Annotated in this window: 18 protein-coding genes, 1 tRNA gene and 1 pseudogene; 4 read left to right on the top strand and 16 right to left on the bottom strand. The window is 37.8% G+C overall.

The annotated features are described in order from the left end of the window. Nucleotides 1-337: 337 nt before the first annotated feature. From G8761_RS26995 to G8761_RS04725, 4 genes are all read right to left on the bottom strand, one after another. Nucleotides 338-565 (bottom strand): hypothetical protein, encoded by a 228-nt coding sequence (locus G8761_RS26995; RefSeq protein ID WP_243449886.1) that lies wholly within the window; start codon nt 563-565, stop codon nt 338-340. Nucleotides 566-757: 192 nt separating this feature from the next. After that, entirely contained in the window at nt 758-1,615 is an 858-nt protein-coding gene (locus G8761_RS04735; protein WP_166024166.1) for an alpha/beta fold hydrolase, read from the bottom strand. A gap of 236 nt (nt 1,616-1,851) precedes the next feature. Beyond that, entirely contained in the window at nt 1,852-2,703 is an 852-nt protein-coding gene (locus G8761_RS04730; RefSeq protein WP_166024164.1) for an aldo/keto reductase, read from the bottom strand. 27 nt (nt 2,704-2,730) lie between these two features. After that, the gene (locus tag G8761_RS04725) at nt 2,731-3,714 is read right to left on the bottom strand and encodes an aldo/keto reductase (protein ID WP_166024162.1); all 984 of its coding nucleotides are present in this window, start codon (nt 3,712-3,714) and stop codon (nt 2,731-2,733) included. Nucleotides 3,715-3,899: 185 nt separating this feature from the next. Between G8761_RS04725 and G8761_RS04720 the strand changes: the two genes are divergently transcribed. Further along, nucleotides 3,900-4,820, top strand: coding sequence for an AraC family transcriptional regulator (locus tag G8761_RS04720; protein WP_166024160.1), 921 nt, complete (start codon nt 3,900-3,902; stop codon nt 4,818-4,820). A gap of 231 nt (nt 4,821-5,051) precedes the next feature. Here the strand turns inward: G8761_RS04720 and G8761_RS04715 are convergent, their stop codons facing one another. The 3 genes from G8761_RS04715 to G8761_RS04705 all read right to left on the bottom strand — a co-directional run bounded on the left by G8761_RS04715 (nt 5,052) and on the right by G8761_RS04705 (nt 7,187). Then, nucleotides 5,052-5,456, bottom strand: a complete 405-nt coding sequence (locus G8761_RS04715; protein WP_166024158.1) for a cupin domain-containing protein — start codon at nt 5,454-5,456, stop codon at nt 5,052-5,054. Nucleotides 5,457-5,535: 79 nt separating this feature from the next. Beyond that, nucleotides 5,536-6,399 (bottom strand): aldo/keto reductase, encoded by an 864-nt coding sequence (locus G8761_RS04710; RefSeq protein ID WP_166024156.1) that lies wholly within the window; start codon nt 6,397-6,399, stop codon nt 5,536-5,538. Between the two features lie 32 nt (nt 6,400-6,431). Further along, nucleotides 6,432-7,187, bottom strand: coding sequence for a carboxymuconolactone decarboxylase family protein (locus tag G8761_RS04705; RefSeq protein ID WP_166024154.1), 756 nt, complete (start codon nt 7,185-7,187; stop codon nt 6,432-6,434). A gap of 217 nt (nt 7,188-7,404) precedes the next feature. Between G8761_RS04705 and G8761_RS04700 the strand changes: the two genes are divergently transcribed. Further along, nucleotides 7,405-7,953 (top strand): TetR/AcrR family transcriptional regulator, encoded by a 549-nt coding sequence (locus tag G8761_RS04700; protein WP_166024152.1) that lies wholly within the window; start codon nt 7,405-7,407, stop codon nt 7,951-7,953. A gap of 440 nt (nt 7,954-8,393) precedes the next feature. Here the strand turns inward: G8761_RS04700 and G8761_RS04695 are convergent, their stop codons facing one another. From G8761_RS04695 to G8761_RS04675, 5 genes and pseudogenes are all read right to left on the bottom strand, one after another. Next, on the bottom strand, nt 8,394-8,948 hold the full coding sequence (locus G8761_RS04695) for a recombinase family protein (RefSeq protein WP_166024149.1): 555 nt from the start codon (nt 8,946-8,948) through the stop codon (nt 8,394-8,396). A 393-nt stretch (nt 8,949-9,341) separates the two neighbouring features. Next, nucleotides 9,342-9,854, bottom strand: a pseudogene (locus tag G8761_RS04690) (S1 family peptidase); the annotation flags it as partial. Between the two features lie 719 nt (nt 9,855-10,573). After that, entirely contained in the window at nt 10,574-11,656 is a 1,083-nt protein-coding gene (locus G8761_RS04685) for a hypothetical protein (protein ID WP_166024146.1), read from the bottom strand. Then, nucleotides 11,656-12,348, bottom strand: a complete 693-nt coding sequence (locus tag G8761_RS04680) for a DUF4145 domain-containing protein (protein ID WP_166024144.1) — start codon at nt 12,346-12,348, stop codon at nt 11,656-11,658. Before G8761_RS04680 ends, G8761_RS04685 begins: the two co-directional genes overlap by 1 nt. A gap of 142 nt (nt 12,349-12,490) precedes the next feature. Next, nucleotides 12,491-13,144, bottom strand: a complete 654-nt coding sequence (locus tag G8761_RS04675) for a hypothetical protein (RefSeq protein ID WP_166024142.1) — start codon at nt 13,142-13,144, stop codon at nt 12,491-12,493. Between the two features lie 140 nt (nt 13,145-13,284). Here G8761_RS04675 and G8761_RS04670 point away from each other — a divergent pair, with 140 nt between their 5' ends. Next, nucleotides 13,285-14,403 (top strand): site-specific integrase, encoded by a 1,119-nt coding sequence (locus G8761_RS04670; RefSeq protein ID WP_166024140.1) that lies wholly within the window; start codon nt 13,285-13,287, stop codon nt 14,401-14,403. 96 nt (nt 14,404-14,499) lie between these two features. Here G8761_RS04670 and G8761_RS04665 read toward each other — a convergent pair. Continuing rightward, a tRNA-Sec gene (locus G8761_RS04665) sits at nt 14,500-14,596 on the bottom strand. Between the two features lie 145 nt (nt 14,597-14,741). Between G8761_RS04665 and G8761_RS04660 the strand changes: the two genes are divergently transcribed. Further along, entirely contained in the window at nt 14,742-15,170 is a 429-nt protein-coding gene (locus G8761_RS04660) for a DUF2621 domain-containing protein (protein WP_166024138.1), read from the top strand. A 62-nt stretch (nt 15,171-15,232) separates the two neighbouring features. Here G8761_RS04660 and G8761_RS04655 read toward each other — a convergent pair whose 3' ends face one another. From G8761_RS04655 to G8761_RS04645, 3 genes are all read right to left on the bottom strand, one after another. Further along, complete coding sequence (locus G8761_RS04655; protein WP_166024136.1) at nt 15,233-15,715, bottom strand: CcdC family protein; 483 nt, start codon at nt 15,713-15,715, stop codon at nt 15,233-15,235. A 143-nt stretch (nt 15,716-15,858) separates the two neighbouring features. After that, nucleotides 15,859-16,218 carry a response regulator gene (locus tag G8761_RS04650; RefSeq protein ID WP_166024134.1) on the bottom strand — a complete coding sequence of 120 codons (360 nt, stop codon included), beginning with the start codon at nt 16,216-16,218 and terminating at the stop codon, nt 15,859-15,861. A 147-nt stretch (nt 16,219-16,365) separates the two neighbouring features. After that, entirely contained in the window at nt 16,366-17,076 is a 711-nt protein-coding gene (locus tag G8761_RS04645) for a cytochrome c biogenesis CcdA family protein (protein WP_166024132.1), read from the bottom strand. Nucleotides 17,077-17,256: the final 180 nt, after the last annotated feature.

Raw genomic sequence — 17,256 nt, 5'->3', positions numbered from 1 at the left:
TGACAGCTAAGAGCTAAGTTATTTAAGTTAAAACAAGATATTCTTAACATAAAAGAAGCCGTATAAGAGCCCATCAATTGGACAAATAACGGCGAAGTAACTTAATCATATTATACCATATCGAGGTACTTTAATTGGTTTAATTTATTTTTTATTTTTTCAGCTATCCTACCCCGTTAGTTGAACTACTTCCCACGTTTTGCTTTGTTATAGGCTTCCTTAATCAACGGAAGAACTGTTTTGAAATTAAATATTAAATCGTCCATTGTTTTTATTGGCTTCACAAACCCAACATTGTAAACACCCCATCTATCATCTTCTGGTTCTATACAAGTGTTTAATAGGGCTTTTCACTTACATCCCAAATTAACCCTGCTCTTGAACCGTTCGGAGCCTGAACAAAGCCATCTCCAAATGTACATCCTTCTTCTTCATCAAAATCAAAATGGTCAGTTATTTCGCCATAGATAAACCCATCAGTTTTGGTCTCCAAAACAAGGGGATACCTATGATAAACCCTTCTGCCAAACTTTTGTCTTATTCGGCTCCAAATATTAGTTTTCATCATATTCCCCCATTTCGGAACTCCCTTTGAGTCAAAGTTGTTCTTAAGCTAACCTGCCCCGTTTGTTGAACAAGAAAAGGGATCGCCGCAGCCATCCCACCTTTAACATAAGCCCAAGTTAATTCAAGAACATTTTTTCACAAACTTAAAATAATATGAGTAACCAATATTTCAAATCTCCAAGTGATGTCTTTAACAACTGTGGTTCATTGTTAGTGCCTTAAAATCAGAAATCATACATGCGAATTTTTGTTTTTCTTCTAAAAACGGAGAGTGATTACTGCTTTCAAAGACATATAATCTGGAATTCTTTAAAATCGAATTAATTTCTTCTGAAAATATCAATGGGCATTGGGTATCATATTTTCCACAGTAAATAAAAGTAGGTAATTTAACTTCCCTAAGTTCACTAATAATGTCATAGTCTGGTAACTCTTTATAGGAGTAATAATCTAATCTCTTTTGGATCACTCTACCACTACTGGGCTTGGAAAAGTATTCATCCCATTTCTCAGGCTTGTAAAGTGACATACTTGTCCATTGTCTGCTTGCATTTTTTCGTTCTTCGCTCGTGGAAGTGGATGATTGTAATATCGAAAAAATACTCTTTAATTGTTTATTTAAAGGGCTATTTGGGCTGTACATACTACCTTCGTGTTCCATATATTTATTGGTTGCTGTTGCACCACCAACCAATAACTTTGTAAGTGAATCAGGGTAGACAAATGAATAAACTAATCCTAACATTCCCCCAGTGGAGTGACCAGCAAAGTTCCACTTTTTAAAACCTAATGCTTCTCTTATCGACTCTAAATCTTTAACTGTTTCTTTCATACTTAGTTCTTTGTCTGTTTTTGCTTTACAAGAATTTCCCGCCTCTTTTAAATTTACTAAGTATACCTTAAAATCATTGACCAGTGTGTCGGCAAAATAATTACCTAACTCATTAAACTCACTATATAGATGAGTAACACATATAGGCTCTCCGTGTCCTTGTGTAAAAAGTTCAAAAATTCCTCTCGGTGTTTGTATTACACTTTTCTTCCACATTACATTTCCCTCCCTTTCACTTAATAATTCTTTCTATAATTATTTTCAGAAATCCTCTCTTTCTAGAGCAACCTGCCCCTTTAGGGAACAAAAAAAAGCTCTACTCCTTATTGAAGTAAAGCACCCCGTTAGTTTAAGTGTAACCCTTCACAAAATAAAAGTTATTAAATTGTTATCCATAAAAAAGCCGATGTTCCTTGAAGGAAATCGACTTTTTGTAACTATGAAAAATAACATTATATATCTAGTTTACGGGTACCGATCCATTTCACCATTTCAGGGTCCCTGTGTGAAAAGAATAAGCTCTCTTTTGTATCTAAAGTGGCGATTTGGTCCATATCTTCTCGGCTTAATTCAAAGTCAAAGATGTTGAAGTTTTCGACGATTCTTTCTTTACGGACAGACTTTGGAATCACAACAACTCCTCTTTGCGTCAGCCAACGTAAAACCACCTGAGCAACAGATTTATTATACTTTTCGCCTATGGATACCAGAATTTCGTTCTGGAACATGTTGTTTTTTCCTTCGGCAAATGGCCCCCAAGACTCTATTTGTACATTGTTCTCTTTCATAAAGGCATGACTTTCAATCTGCTGATTGAACACATGTGTTTCAACCTGGTTAATCGCTGGAACAACTTCATTATGGATAATCAGATCAATCAGGCGGTCAGAATGGAAGTTACTTACTCCAATTGCCCTGATTTTTCCTTCACGGTACAATTCCTCCATGGCATGCCAAGAACCGTATACATCACCAAAAGGCTGATGGATTAGGTATAGATCCAAATAATCCAATTCCAGCCTTTCCAATGATTTTTCTAATGCTTTCTTTGTGTTTTCATAACCAGTATCCTGAACCCAAAGTTTTGTTGTGATGAACAATTCCTCTCTTGGTACACCGCTACGCTTGATTGCTCTTCCTACTGCTGCTTCATTTAAATAAGACGCTGCAGTATCAATCAGACGATATCCCGCCAAAATCGCATCGTAAACGGCCTGCTCACATTCATCTTCATCCTGAATCTGAAAAACCCCAAAGCCAAGGATTGGCATCTCTACACCATTATTTAACGTTACTTTTTGCATATAAAATCCTCCTGTGTTTATCGTAAATTATTTCCCTACCCTATTTGCATATTCAGCCGGATAGCGTTCTCCCGAGACATCAATATTCGATAAGGCATCATTTAAATCTTTGAGCTCTTCACGATTCAGTTCAATATCAACCGCCCCAAGGTTTTCTTCGAGACGCTCCAACTTTCGCGTGCCTGGAATCGGAACAATCCATGGCTTCTGAGCAAGAACCCACGCAAGTGCAATTTGAGCGGGCGTTGCGTCTTTTTCAACAGCAACCTTGTTTATCAAATCAACTAATACCTGATTTGCCTCGATATTCTCAGGTTTGAAGCGAGGAACAATGCTGCGGAAATCTGAACTGACAAACCTTGCATCCTTTTTAATTGTGCCGGTAAGGAATCCCTTGCCCAACGGACTGAAAGGAACAAAGCCGATTCCCAGCTCCTCAAGGGTAGGCAACAAGTCGTCTTCAGGGCTTCTCCACATCATTGAGTATTCACTTTGAACCGCAGTCAGTGGATGAACTGAGTGTGCACGGCGAATCGTTTCCACTCCTGCTTCAGAAAGTCCCCAATGCTTAATTTTCCCTTCCTTGATTAGGTCTTGGATTACTCCTGCTACCTCTTCAATTGGAACACTTGGGTCCACCCGATGCTGATAGTAAAGATCAATGGTATCGACTTTAAGGCGTTTAAGCGAGCCTTCGATTGACTGCCTAATACATTCCGGCTTACTATCAAGCACCTGCTTGCCATTAATTATCTGGATGCCAAATTTAGTCGCGATAACCACTTTACCCTTAAAAAGAGCAAGGGCTTCCCCTACCAATTCCTCATTGACAAACGGACCATATACTTCGGCCGTATCGAAGAAAGTAATACCCCGGTCAAGAGCCTTATGAATAAGCGTAATCATCTCTTGCTTGTCCGAGGCAGGCCCGTACCCATGGCTCATTCCCATGCAACCAAGATCTATGGAGGAAACCTCCAATTCAGCCTTTCCTAATTTACGCTTTTTCATGATGATTCAACTCCTCCCAGTCAAGATGTATAGAAAACTTTTAACTCCCTTATTATGCAATAAAAAAACAGGAAACCCTTATATCATTCCTATCAAATCATTGCCTAATCCTTTCACACCACTAACACTTCGGAGGAATATGTATTAATATGGAACTATAAAATACTGGGACACAGGAGGTTTTTATGTCCAAACAAATCGACAAACGGCGTTCGGAACTCACCCAAATTATTGAGAGGTACACAGGTAAGGATGGGGCTCATGAGACTGCTATATCTTCTTTATCATTCTCTCGGTTCTCTGATGTTACAGGTCCAGCTTACGGAGTTTACATGCCCTCCTTATGTATAATCGTTCAAGGTAGGAAGGAGGTATTACTGGCACAGGAGACCTATGTGTACGGTCCTGCAAATTACCTTGTGGCATCCGTGAACTTGCCAGTTACCGGTATAGTTACGGAAGCTTCTTCTGAAAATCCGTATTTGGCACTCAAACTTGAATTTACGCAAAACCAAATATTGGAGGTATTACAGGATTCACACCTTACAGTTAACCCAAAAGAAAATGCCAGAAGAGGCATGTATGTAAGCCAAATCGAGGATTCTTTGTTGGACGCTGTAACCAGGTTAGTACATTTGCTGAAAACTCCCAACGATATACCGGTTCTTGCACCTCTTATTACAAAGGAAATTATCTATAGGGTTTTACAGGGGCAGCATGGAGTTACATTAGGGCAAATAGGGCTAGAAGGAAGTTCAGCTCATCTAATTGGGGATGTTATTGAACATATCATGAAAAACTATGACCAGTCTTTTCGGATTGATGATCTTGCAGAAATTGCGAACATGAGTGTTTCTTCCTTTCATAGGCACTTTAAAGAGGTAACAGCAATGAGTCCTATTCAGTTTCAAAAACAACTAAGGCTACAGGAGGCTCGTCGCCTGTTATTATCCGAGTCAACAGATGCCACCGATGCTGCATTCCGAGTCGGCTACGAAAGTCCATCTCAATTCAGCAGAGAATACTCTAGGATGTTTGGTCTACCGCCTAAAGAGGATATTAAGCGATTGAAAGAAACCTATGAGCAGCAAATTATAAACCCATAATCCCTTTCCTTAAGAGAAACTGATTGCATTCAATGGTTAAATTAACGCAGTTCGTTGATTAATCAACAAATCAATTAAAATTGTGGATTATTATAAAAAACTTTTTGGCTTAAGGTAACGGAAATATTATTTTCAATCACACGTTTTTCCAATACCGTTTCAGCCCTTGGTTTAAATGATCAACATAAATTAACGCATCGAATCATTAGACCCGATGCGTTAACTTAATTATTATAATTTATTATACGTTTCGTCATCGACAGGTTCTAACCATTCCGGTGTACCTGCAGTGATTGCAATGTGTACAAACCAGCTATCTTTTGTGGCACCATGCCAGTGTTTCACACCATCATGAGTAACAATAACATCACCAGCTTTTAATAATTGAGCAGGTTTTCCTTCCTCTTGGTACCAACCTTCCCCGCCAGTTACTAGTAAAATTTGATATCCATCAAGATGGATATGCCAGTTATTACGGCATCCCGGTTCAAAAGTGACATTCCCAACACCGACACTTATTTTAGGATCAAAAACTAATCCTTTAAGATAACTTTGTCCTACGAAAAATTGTGAAAATGGATTTTTTTCTCCTGCTGGGAAAATAACACCGTTTTTTACCTCTTCATGTTTTGCCATTTTAATTCCTCCGATAAATTTTATTTTTATTAACCAACTTACAAGCAGGTTTTTGTCCGACCTTCATTTAGTATCTGGTTTATTTTAAATTCCCACCAAATACCGGGAAGAAGCTATGCTCACCATAATTCTGGATTTGCTCTACATTCTTCAAAGTCTCTATATCTGCATCGCTGATTGCAAAATCAAGTTCTGCATTGTTTCTCATGTGATCCAGATTTGCCGTCTTAGGTATTACTACAAGACCAAGCTGAATATCATAACGCAGGCAAAGCTGGGCTACAGATACTCCATACTTATCAGCTATTACCTTTACCTCTGCATTATCGAGAACTGCTCCGTGTGCAATTGGCGAATATGCCTCTACCAGGATGTCATTCTTCTGGCAGAATTCAATTAGTTCAAAAGGAGTATTGCTCACATGTGCCAATATCTGATTTACCATAGGCTTGATCTCACAGCTTGCAAGAATATTCTCTACATCATCCTGAAGGAAGTTAGAAAGACCAATTGCCTTTACCTTGCCTGTCTTATAAGCATCCTCCATCGCTTTCCATACTTCTTTGTTTTCCTCGAAGTAACGGTTCTCCTCACGGAACTCCTTCCAGGGCTGTGGACTGTGGATAATCAAAAGGTCAATGTAATCCAGTCCCAATTTTGCTAAAGACTCATCAATGGACAGAGCAGCTGCATCATAGGTCTTTGCTTCTGCTGCAACCTTTGTCGTGATGAAAAATTCTTCTCTTGTGACACCGCAGGAACGGATTCCTTCGCCTACACCAGTTTCATTCATATAAGCCTGAGCAGTATCGATATGACGATATCCGATCGATACCGCATCACGCACTGCCTGTGCTGCCTGTGCATCATCAAGCAGCCAGGTACCAAGACCTAATTTTGGAATTTCTACACCATTTGATAATTTATAAGTTTCATTAAACATGATTTTGTCTCCTTTGCATTGTTATATACTTTTTAATTTTCAGGAATAACTTCATTAACACAACTTAATGCGTTAAGCGTTCTCGGAAATCCAATATAAGGGAGGCAGTGAGTGAGAGCAGTGATCATTGTTTCTTTGTTATTACCTACATTTTTGTTACCAAGTACATGTGACTTTACTTGGCTTTCCGCACCTCCCAGTGCACTTATGATGCAGAGTGTCAACAACTCACGTGTTTTCAAATCCAGTCCGCCGCGAGTGTAAAAATCTCCGAAACAAAATGCGGAAAGGTATGCCTGCATATGCTTTTGATTTGACGGGGCACTTTCTTGCATTTTTGCAATCACATCACCAAAAATCTCTACCTGTACGGAAAGTCCCTTGTCAAAGCGAGTTTTTTCATCTACAGTCTTTTGGCTTTCAACTGGTAATGCGATATTCATAGCTTTGAAAACCTCATTGACTTCATTGATGGCGTTTAATGTTTTGGGAAATCCGATGTATGGAGCACATTGATAAACTGCCTCTTTGATTTCTACAGGTGTAAGCCCGACGTTCAGTGAGGCAACTACATGTGCTTTAAGCTGAGGCAATGTCTGGTTCGTGGTAAGCACAACCAATGTGATTAACTCGCGTTGCTTATCATCCAGATTTCCTTGATAGAATACTTCCCCAAAAATGAAACGGCTAAGGATGTCCTGAAAATCAGGATCGGTAGCATATGCGGCTGGTACTCCATTTCCAAATAGTTGTTTATATTTTTCTTTGCTTTTTTCAATGCGGTCCATAAAAAACCTCCTGTCTGAATTTAATTTACTTTTTTTATTCCAAAAATCAGCTGCAACTTGATGCTTTTAAAAATTAATATTGATTGATTAATCAACATCTGTTTATAATTATAAAAAAACCCTTCATACTATCAATGGTTAATTTCGCGCAATTCGTTGATTACTCAACAAATCAATCAAAATTGTTGATTATCGGCAGAAAGATTGGTGAATTAAAATGTCAAAAGTAGATAGAAGAATAGCCAAGAGCCAAGTAGCTATAAAAAAAGCAGTAACTGAACTGATGTCTGAAAAAAGTTTTGATGACATTACCATTCAGGATATTGCTGACAGGGCCGATGTGAATAGAGGAACAATTTATCTTCATTACACAGATAAATACGATCTCCTGGATAAGATGATTGAAGAACACATGGAAAATCTCCGAGAGCTATGCCAATCGGCATCTGAGATGACATTTCAAGAAGGAAATTATGTCTGGTTCGAATACTTTGAGCGTAATTATTTTTTCTTTTCAACGATGTTAGCCAGTAAAGGTGCCCCTTATTTTCGTAGTCGGTTTCTTGATTTAGTCATCGAAGAGTATAAGGCTGAAGTAGATAATACCGAAGGAAAAAATAAAGGGTTAAATATAGAAGTTATTCTTCAATTTTTTGGTTCAGCAATCGTAGGGGCAGTGGAATGGTGGTTCAGGAATGGAATGCCTCTACCAGCTCGAGTCATTGCAGAACAAACAGGAGCGTTGTTAGATAGGAACTTGGAATAGTCAACAATGTTTTTGGAAAACCCGAACGACCTTAGTCCATATTTGTAACGGACTCAGGTCGTTTTTTAAGGAATATAATTCAACAAATTCAAAAAAACAGTTTAGCTTATTTAACAATACTGCCCGTTAGCATACAAAGAAAAAAGATGCTGCCGCAGTGAGCACCAATACTCAACATAAGCCCCCGTTAGCCATCCATGAATCGCAAAATCTGCGCTTCACCACAGAGAATGAAAATGGACTCAATACTGATTCTACGGCTGGGAGAGGAAGGTCGATGAACTATGGTGCGTTAGAGCCCATCCGTTAGTCTGACTTAGTTCAATATGGTCAACGCTTTTATTGATATAACCAGTTCTGAAAGTTTCAAAAGGGTTTGAAAAAAGCTTTGTTGTTCCGAAAGATTCAGAACCGTATGCTATGCAAATAAAAACCGCCCATCAATGGACGGCCTTACGATTTGCTCTTATTAATGTGCTTTTTGAAATTCCTGTCATATCCTCCACTTGCTTATACGAATGTTCTTTAAGCAACGCCAGTGCGTGCTCTATCTGTCTCTTTGTAAATTTGCGCGGCCTTCCCTCACGGTAGTCTTGGCGTTGCCTCGCAATTGCCTTTCCTTCTTGTGTCCGTTCTACGATAAGATCTCGTTCAAACTCAGCAAAGCCACTCATTATGGTAAATATAAGACGCCCCGTTGGTGTATTTTCAATCAGGCCCATATTTAATACGTGCACCTTTACGCCACGCTCAAAGAGCTTTTTGACAATCATTAAAGCTTCAGATGTCGACCTGGCAAAGCGGTCCAGTTTCGTTACAACTAAAGTATCCCCTTCCTCTAACGTAGACAGCAAAGCTTTAAATTGTGGTCTATCTGCCTTTGTTCCGGTGAACTTCTCCGAATAAATCTTCTCACACACTTCTTTTTCTAATGCCTCTAATTGCGCCTGCAAATCCTGCCCCTGTGTTGATACACGTGCATAACCATATTTCATAAATACACCTCTTAATTATGACACTAATTTATGACACCGTTATAATCATTGATTATACTGGTTATCATTTTCAGTGTCAAAACTTTTAAGTTATGACACCGTTGGTTAAAATAGATGTCAAGCTTTTGTGTCAATTCATTTCAATCGTTTGTTATATTTAGCACAACCCTGTCAAGCTAGAAAAACGAGTAAGAATATAACAGATCATATATGCGTGTATTGTTATAGTTAGTTTTATTCCTGTGAAATACGTTTTAGTTGGTAGAATGTGTGGCAACAGGCTAATTTTCGCCACCATTTTGCCACCAGAATATGGCCATTATTCAATAGAGTTATACTATTACTGAATCTATACAGTAGTAGGTGTTGAATTTCCACGTTGGGCAAATTCCACTACATCTCAAATTTCCACAGCAAACTTACTTCTGTATCCTCATCTATCCCGCTTTCAGTGAGCCGTTTGAATCCTTTGGTGGCAACACCGACAACTTCATTGCAGCTATTTACTATCGGACCACCACTGTTACCATAAACAATTCTTGCACTTACAATAAAACGTTCTTGGAATGCGTCTAATTCTCCTGTTTCTTGGTTAAATGTAAACTCCATAAAATGATTCCTATATTGTCTTATATGGCCTTGATCCACTCCTAAAGAATCTACAATATTATGATTTGGATAACCGATAACCCTGATTTCCTGTTCACTTTCATTATGGGTATTATATTCAAAACCGTAGTCGTTTTCATAACCTTCGACTTTTAAAATCGCGATATCTTTTTCCGCATTATATTTAACCAGATCAGCATTAACCCTTTCAGGAGCATAGCGAGATCTATGAATTCGAATGTGCAAAGGGTCAACCGAATTTTTATTTTCTTTATAAATCCTAACAACATGCGCATTAGTGACGAAGCCTACTCCTCTTTAAAAAAATCCGGTTCCCTGTTCCCAGGGGGTAAAACCACTGCTGTCTATCGTACCAATCTCGACTACCCAAGTATATAACTTCAATAATTCTGCTTGGTTTTTAGCTATATTAAATATTTCATCTCCAGCAATATCATTATTCTTACGTGCCAACTTACCGAATATGGGATCATTCGCCATAGCGGTTAGTAAATACTATCGTAGTTTCTTTGCACAAATCTATATACTTCAAACAGTTAAGGGGGCCATAAAAAATACCCTAGACCGATGAATGTCTAGAGCCCATATTCCTAGAGTTGGCTTTCTTTTATTTTTGCTTGGAATTTGCACAACCTTGTCTTGAAAAATATTCTGTACAAGTACGCTTTTTCTTCTTTCGACATTGTGTAAATTCAGTTTCTATTGTCCTTCTATAATTGTGATATAAATAATTGGGGCCAACTGATGGACGGTTTTCAAGCGTTTTAATTATCCTTTCGATATGATTTGGTTTATCGTAGGTATGCTCTTGAAGTATATCTTGGCTGTATATGTTGATGAATTGAAATCTATACAAAAAGAAAAACCTTCTAAATTATACATTTTTTGTAACTTAATCGGAAGGTGTCGAATTGTTGAATTATGAACATTCTGTTATTCTGTTGTTCCTCCTCCCCAAAACAGATGCATTTATTAACTATATATCTGTTACAGAGTTAAATATTGACCTTACCAGTAGAAACCTTTTCTTCTAATAAGCGTTCGAATTTCCCAAAGTCTGTTCTACCATACTGTATTGGTGGCATTCCTTCTATAGCCAACTCCATCACATGATTATTTGTTTCACCTGAAGGTAAACCTAAGGAATTATGAATTTCAAAAACTTGCCATGGTATACCGGGTGTGAGTTCAAAATAATCATTTAGAATTTTACAATGCCCCTTTTCAGCTACTGTCTTGACAGGAAAAACAAAATTATGGTGAAGTGGGAAGTTATTAACTGAATTACTCGTATTGACAGACAAGTACCTTATACCTAAGATTTCCTTTTCGTTAGTTACGAATTGAAGAAGTAATTGAGGAATAATGTATTCCGGTTTAAAAGGATGATGTTTATTATTTACCTTTACCGAACTAGCTGCAATAAGTGGCCAAAGTATAAAGTAAGTCTTCAGCAGCTCTTCCACTTTTTTCTTATTTGCTTCTCCCTCTAGTAGATGATAAGAGTATTTTGCCACGTATAAAGGCGGAATCCCTAAATCAATTAGGGTTAGTCCTTCTGTGCTTTTATATAAGGAACAATTCAGATTCTTTAAGTTGGGGCGATTCATCTCCTCCCAGCATACATACAATGTACTTCCCAAGTATATGGAGGGTAATCCCGGAATACTAAAACGCTGGGTGCTAACCATGGACCTTAACTCAAAGGGAATATGAAACATTTCTCCCCTTGAAAAACTATGACTATGACCTTGATTATTTTCTCTCAAACGGAAAAATGTGGACGGGTTTTTTACTACATTTAACCCTGTAAGTTCACTTTCAATAGAATCTAAAACTTGTCTAAAATTCTCGTAGGCTAATGCAGGATTCCCCTTAAAATATTCTTCAACAGCGCTACTAACAGCTAAACTGACCATTTTAATTTTATCGATTGTCTCTTTTCCTAACTCTGCACCTAAGTCTGCTAAATCATTTCTGTATTTATCCATGTATTCTGATATAAAACTAAAGAAGTCTCCATCATAAGTTAGCGGAAGAATCATTCTGTTTTCTATATAATTTAAACATTTATCCATTATTCCCCATCCTTTCTATTTTCCCCAATCACTTTCTCTTCTTTTTCCTCTGTTAATGTACTCATATATCTTTGGATTTTTTTTATTTCACTGGGTAATGCATAAACATATTCCAAAATTATACTTGTAAATTTGAGAAGTGAGTTTATTAAGTGCTCATCAAATTCCCCTTCATCAGCATGTGCAGCTTGATTCCCAATGTCTTTGATGAGAAAGGACATTTCATCCAAAATGGGCGGGATAATTCCCTTTTCTGATAACTGTTTTAATTTTGTATACAAGTCCCTACCAGTTACCCCTTGATCCTTACACATTTTCTCTAATGTCCTTCTAATAGCTATCGCACATATGGCCCCATCAATATTTCTTACTTTTTGAGCTGCTTGATATGCTGCTTTTACCCCTGAAGGCAACTTACTTAAGGAAGTTTCTATAGCGGGATAAAGAATTTTTGTTGTTACCGGCATAGCCCCATTTGACTCTATATAAAATGTATTAGATTCCTCTAGCTCTAAGGTAAACCTATTACATACCGGGCACTTATAAAAATTATACTTCTCAAAGTATGCTCCTATTTGATAAGGCCCTTGTTCATCGTCATATTCAAATTCCCCTTCTTCATGTTCATGGGAATTGATTAATTCCATTTGAGTTTTATTTCCACAATGCAAACATACTTTAACTTCAGTCAATATATCTCCCCTCCAACAATTTGCTGCTTAAGTGTTCGACAAATACTTTTAAAATCCTTCTTTTTTATATTTAAACAAATATTCATGATAGTTAAAATAAAAATGAGGCGTTATTGACGCCTCACACACCACTTAAAGGCACTTAGTAAAAAAGTTCTTCAGACTGCTCAACAACCCACTCTCTTAGAACCAATTTCCATTTCTTTAAGTTATCTATTTGATCTTTTCTAAACTGTTCATCATAAATCTCTGGTTTTTCAACCTTTGTTTTAGCTAAATTAATCGAAGTATAATACTGCAGAAACAGGTCCATAAACAATTCATACTCTGAAAAGTATTTAGAAATATGCTGCCTTATTAAATTTATAATAATAAGCAAAATATCAGGGGTTAATTCTAATTCAATCACATCATTTTGAGCGAATGGCACCTTAATCTCAAACTCTGCAGAAAACGCGTGTGATTCTTCACTATTTGGTGTTGGTATTGCAAAAATTTTCCACGGGCTATATGGAATTAGAGAGATCTCTTTTATTTTGTATTTCCGTTTATCTCTTTCCATCTTATCTAGAATATTATCGATTAGCTTATCAATTTCTTGTATCTTCATTGGAATTGGCGCTTCAGTATTGTCAAATCTAATTACAGCGGCCATCAACCATTCGGCCATATAGGATGGGTCATCTAATTGTTTATCTGGTAGTTCTGCTATTGTTGGTAAGGTTATTTTATTTTCCAATAAATATTCCCATGTACTTATTTTCCTGATATCAACTAACCTTTCATACAAATCCATACAGTCTACGAACTCTATTCTTTTTTGTGAAAAATTGTTAAAGCTAATCACTAAGTGATATTTGCAACAGTTATCCCTATTGATTTATGATAACAATAGGTGCAAATGCTTGGTGTCCAGCTTTATTTGGAGGAAAAATAATGGCTGGTTATCCTAAGAAAGATAAGAATGGAACATATTATTTTGTTTTGGAGGCTGGAACAGACTCGAATGGCAATCGGAAGAGAATTAAAAGACGTGGCTTTAAAAAAATCAGCGAGGCAAAAGCAGCCATGGCCGAATTAATGCTCGAAATACAAAAAGGCAACTTGGTAGTTGAAAAGAAGTTGTTGTTAGGGGAGTATCTAGAATACTGGCTGGAAAACTACGCTAAGACGAATCTTAAGCCTAAAACGTTTGCTGAATACGAGAAGATCATCAAAACTCATCTTCACCCTTCTTTAGGTCGCATCCCATTGAGAGAATTAAAACCTATAGAGCTGCAAAACTACTATAAGGAAAAATTACAAACATTGTCGGCTCAAACTGTCACGCACCATCACCGTGTTCTGTCAAAGGCGCTAAATGATGCAATCGATTGGGAATTTATTAATAAAAACGTGACCAAAGGAGCTAAGCCTCCAAAACCAGTTAAACCAGAAATGAAAACACTTAGTGTAGAACAGCTCAATGAATTGCTGAAAATGGCAAAGGAAAAAACCCCGGTATACTTTCCGGTTATCTATGCAGCTGCCCATACTGGAATGCGAAAAAGCGAGTTAATTGGACTCTCTTGGGAAAATGTTGATTTTACAACAGGTAAGGTTTATATCCGCCAAACCATTACAGAAGCGAACGGGAAATATTTTTTTAATAGTATCCCAAAGAATGAAAAACCCAGAGGGGTAAGGTTAACTTCTGAATTATTCAAGCTTCTGCAAAACCTCAAGAAAGAAAACGACCACCCGGAAAAAATTCTCGGAGATTCATTTAACTCTCATAATTTGGTCTTTTGCAACACAAAAGGAAATATTATGGCTCCAACTGAAATAACTAGAGCACTTAAAAGGTGTTTAAAAGCGGCGAACCTTCCGGATATTCGGTTTCATGATCTCAGGCATTCACATGCAACGATTTTGCTGAAGGAGAATGTCCACCCCAAAATTGTCAGTGCGCGCTTAGGCCACTCCAAAATTCAAGTAACGATGGACACCTATTCTCACCTGACTGATTCAATTGAAGTTATTGCCGTCGACCATTTAAACGGATTGCTTGAGTAAGCCAATGACAAATGGCACCACTTAATAAAAAAAGACCGATTTTACTCGGTCTCCTGCTCTATGTATGATAGTTAAAAAGCCTTGATATTACTGGGTTGGCGGGACTGTGTGGGAATCGAACCCACCTGACCTGGCACGCAGGTCACAAGCGGTTTTGAAGACCGTGGAGGACACCAGTACCCCATTCAGCCCCATATGAGAACATGTTTTATTATACTAATAAAGTAGGTAGTCTTTCAATATATTTCACTTAATTACCAATAATAGACGTTTGCTTGTCTAATATAGTGAAAACAGTCTATAATAAAGTGAATTTATTTTTTGTAGGTGAAAAAAAAATGCAACTGCACGGTTGGTTTCTATGGTTTATATTGTTTTGGGTTCTTTTCCTGGTTGGATCATTTGCAATTGGCGGTTTCTTTATGTTCAGGAAGTTCCTGAAAAAGCTGCCAAAGCAGGATGGAAAGTCTGTTATGGACTGGGAAGAACATTTTGTAAATGAATCCCTCCATTTGTGGCACGACGAAGAAAAAGCCTTGCTAAATGATTTGGTTAGCCCCGTCCCTGAATTATTCCGTGATGTGGCGAAGCATAAAATTGCCGGTAAGATTGGTGAACTTGCCCTTAAAGAAAAAGCACCTCGTATCACTGAAGATCTCGTTATCCGAGGCTATATACTAGCAACACCAAAGCGGGATCACAAATTCTTACGTAAAAAATTAAATGAAAATAAAATTAGCGTTGCTCCATTTGAACATTTATTTTAAAACTGTCAGGCTGCCTGGCAGTTTTTTGTTTTTCCAAAACAAAAGCACCTGTCAACAGGTGCTTAAGCTTTTCTTCCACTATGAAGTTCTCTGTATAGCTTTTGATAATTACGGTACATCGCCACACGCCAAGGTACGATCATGCTGAACGCCAGCAGGAAGAACATGCCGCTGAGCTGGGTAACATCAATTTCAGAACTCAGGATGGTCTTTAGAACAATCCTGATGATAAGCAAGCCAATCAGGATAAAAACAAATGCTTTTGAACGTTTTAGATAAATGCCGTTATCTTTGATTTCAAATGTAGAAGTTTTAATAAGAAAAATGGAAAAGAACATTCCCACTACAACGGCCTCTAGGATTTCCATTCCTGTCAGTCTGAATGGCGGATAAAGATACATCAGGGCCCCTGTGCTCATAAAAAACGGAGGAAGAATTATTTTCCTTGCTGAAGCTGGTCTTTTTGCAGCTTTCAGTCTCACAAACATAACAGCTACGGCCATCAAGGCAGCACCAACAGAAGAAGCAATTACTGCATGGCTCATATAGATCATCCCTATCGAAATAAAATTGACAGCGAATATTAACACTGTATTTAACTGGTTTCACTCTATTTTATATCATACATTTTAACCTAAGTAATAATTAATTTCACTCTAAAGAAGAAAAAAGCCTTAAAAACGGCTTTTTATTTCAGCACTCTATTTATGGCGTCCAGTACCCGTCCTTCATCAAAAGGCTTTACAACAAAATCTTTTGCCCCTGTTTCAATTGCTTCTACCACCATTTTTTGCTGGCCCATTGCCGAGCACATGATGATAATCGCTTCGGGGTCGCCCTGTTTAATTTTTCTTACTGCCTCAAGCCCACTCATCTCAGGCATGGTAACATCCATTGTGACAAGGTCTGGTTTTAATTCTTCATAAAGTTTTACTGCCTCGCTGCCGTTTTCAGCCTCTCCCACGACATCATGGTTAGCTTTTTCTAACATATTGGTCAGCGTCATTCTCATAAATTTTGCATCGTCTACTACAAGTATCCTTGCCAATGCCGTTACCCCCCTAGCATATCCATTCAGACCGCTATGCCATCTTTCAATCTATTAATTTCAGCCTTTTTTAGAACCATATCCTTTAATATATCGGATTTTTTGAATAATTTCAATTTATTGCTTTGCCTTGTTCAGTAAGCTTTTTTAGAAGCCTGTAAATCCACCAAACAAGCTCTGGAAGGCAATAATGATTTTAGTCAGCCAGTTAAAGAACAGCATGATTCCCATTACGATCATAATATAGCCGCCGACCATCATGATTTTCGCGCTGTTGCGGCGAATCCATTTCATACGACCGATAAAGAATGAAAGGATAAAGAATGGAATCACAAATCCCAAAATATAACCGCTCATATAAAGCATACTTGAGCCAGGATTGGTTGCGGCAAGGGATAGAACCGCCCCTAGAATCGGACCTGTACAAGGCGTCCAGCCGGCTGCAAAGGCCATACCTATCAGGATGGATCCAATGAATCCGGAAGGACGGTGCTTGAATTCAAGACGGCGGTCCTTCATAAGAAATTCTGGTTTAAATACGCCAACTACCATTAATCCGAATAACACCATAAAGATGGCACCAAGCTGGCGGATTAAATCCTGATAATTATAGAAAAAGCGTCCCAGGAAAGAGGTTGTGAAACCCAGTGCAACAAAAATAATTGAAAACCCGATCAGGAAAAAGAACGTATGCAAAATACTTCTTTTTTGAAGCATGGCATTTTCTGTTTTCAGCTCCCCTACTGACATCCCTGTTATGTAAGAAAGAAACGCTGGATACAGGGGAAGACAGCATGGTGAGATAAAGCTTAAAAAACCGGCACCAAGCGCCAGGAAGAAATTCACATCAGTATGCATATCAAACAACTCCTTTGTTCACTGTCTCCATTTTAACAAAACTTACGCCAAGTTGTTAATGTCTGATTTGAAACTTTTGTGTCCCACAGTTAATTACTTAGTTAATAATGCCCTGTACAAAATTCGGGTTCTTTGATTGGATATTTATTTACATATATCTTTTGAATTGGTTACCAATAT

The sequence above is a fragment of the Neobacillus terrae genome, from assembly GCF_011393025.1.
In the GTDB taxonomy this organism is placed as follows: Bacteria; Bacillota; Bacilli; order Bacillales; family Cytobacillaceae; genus Neobacillus_A; species Neobacillus_A terrae.
The sequence above is the reverse complement of the archived record's forward strand: the minus strand, read 5'-3'. Positions and strand labels throughout refer to the sequence as shown.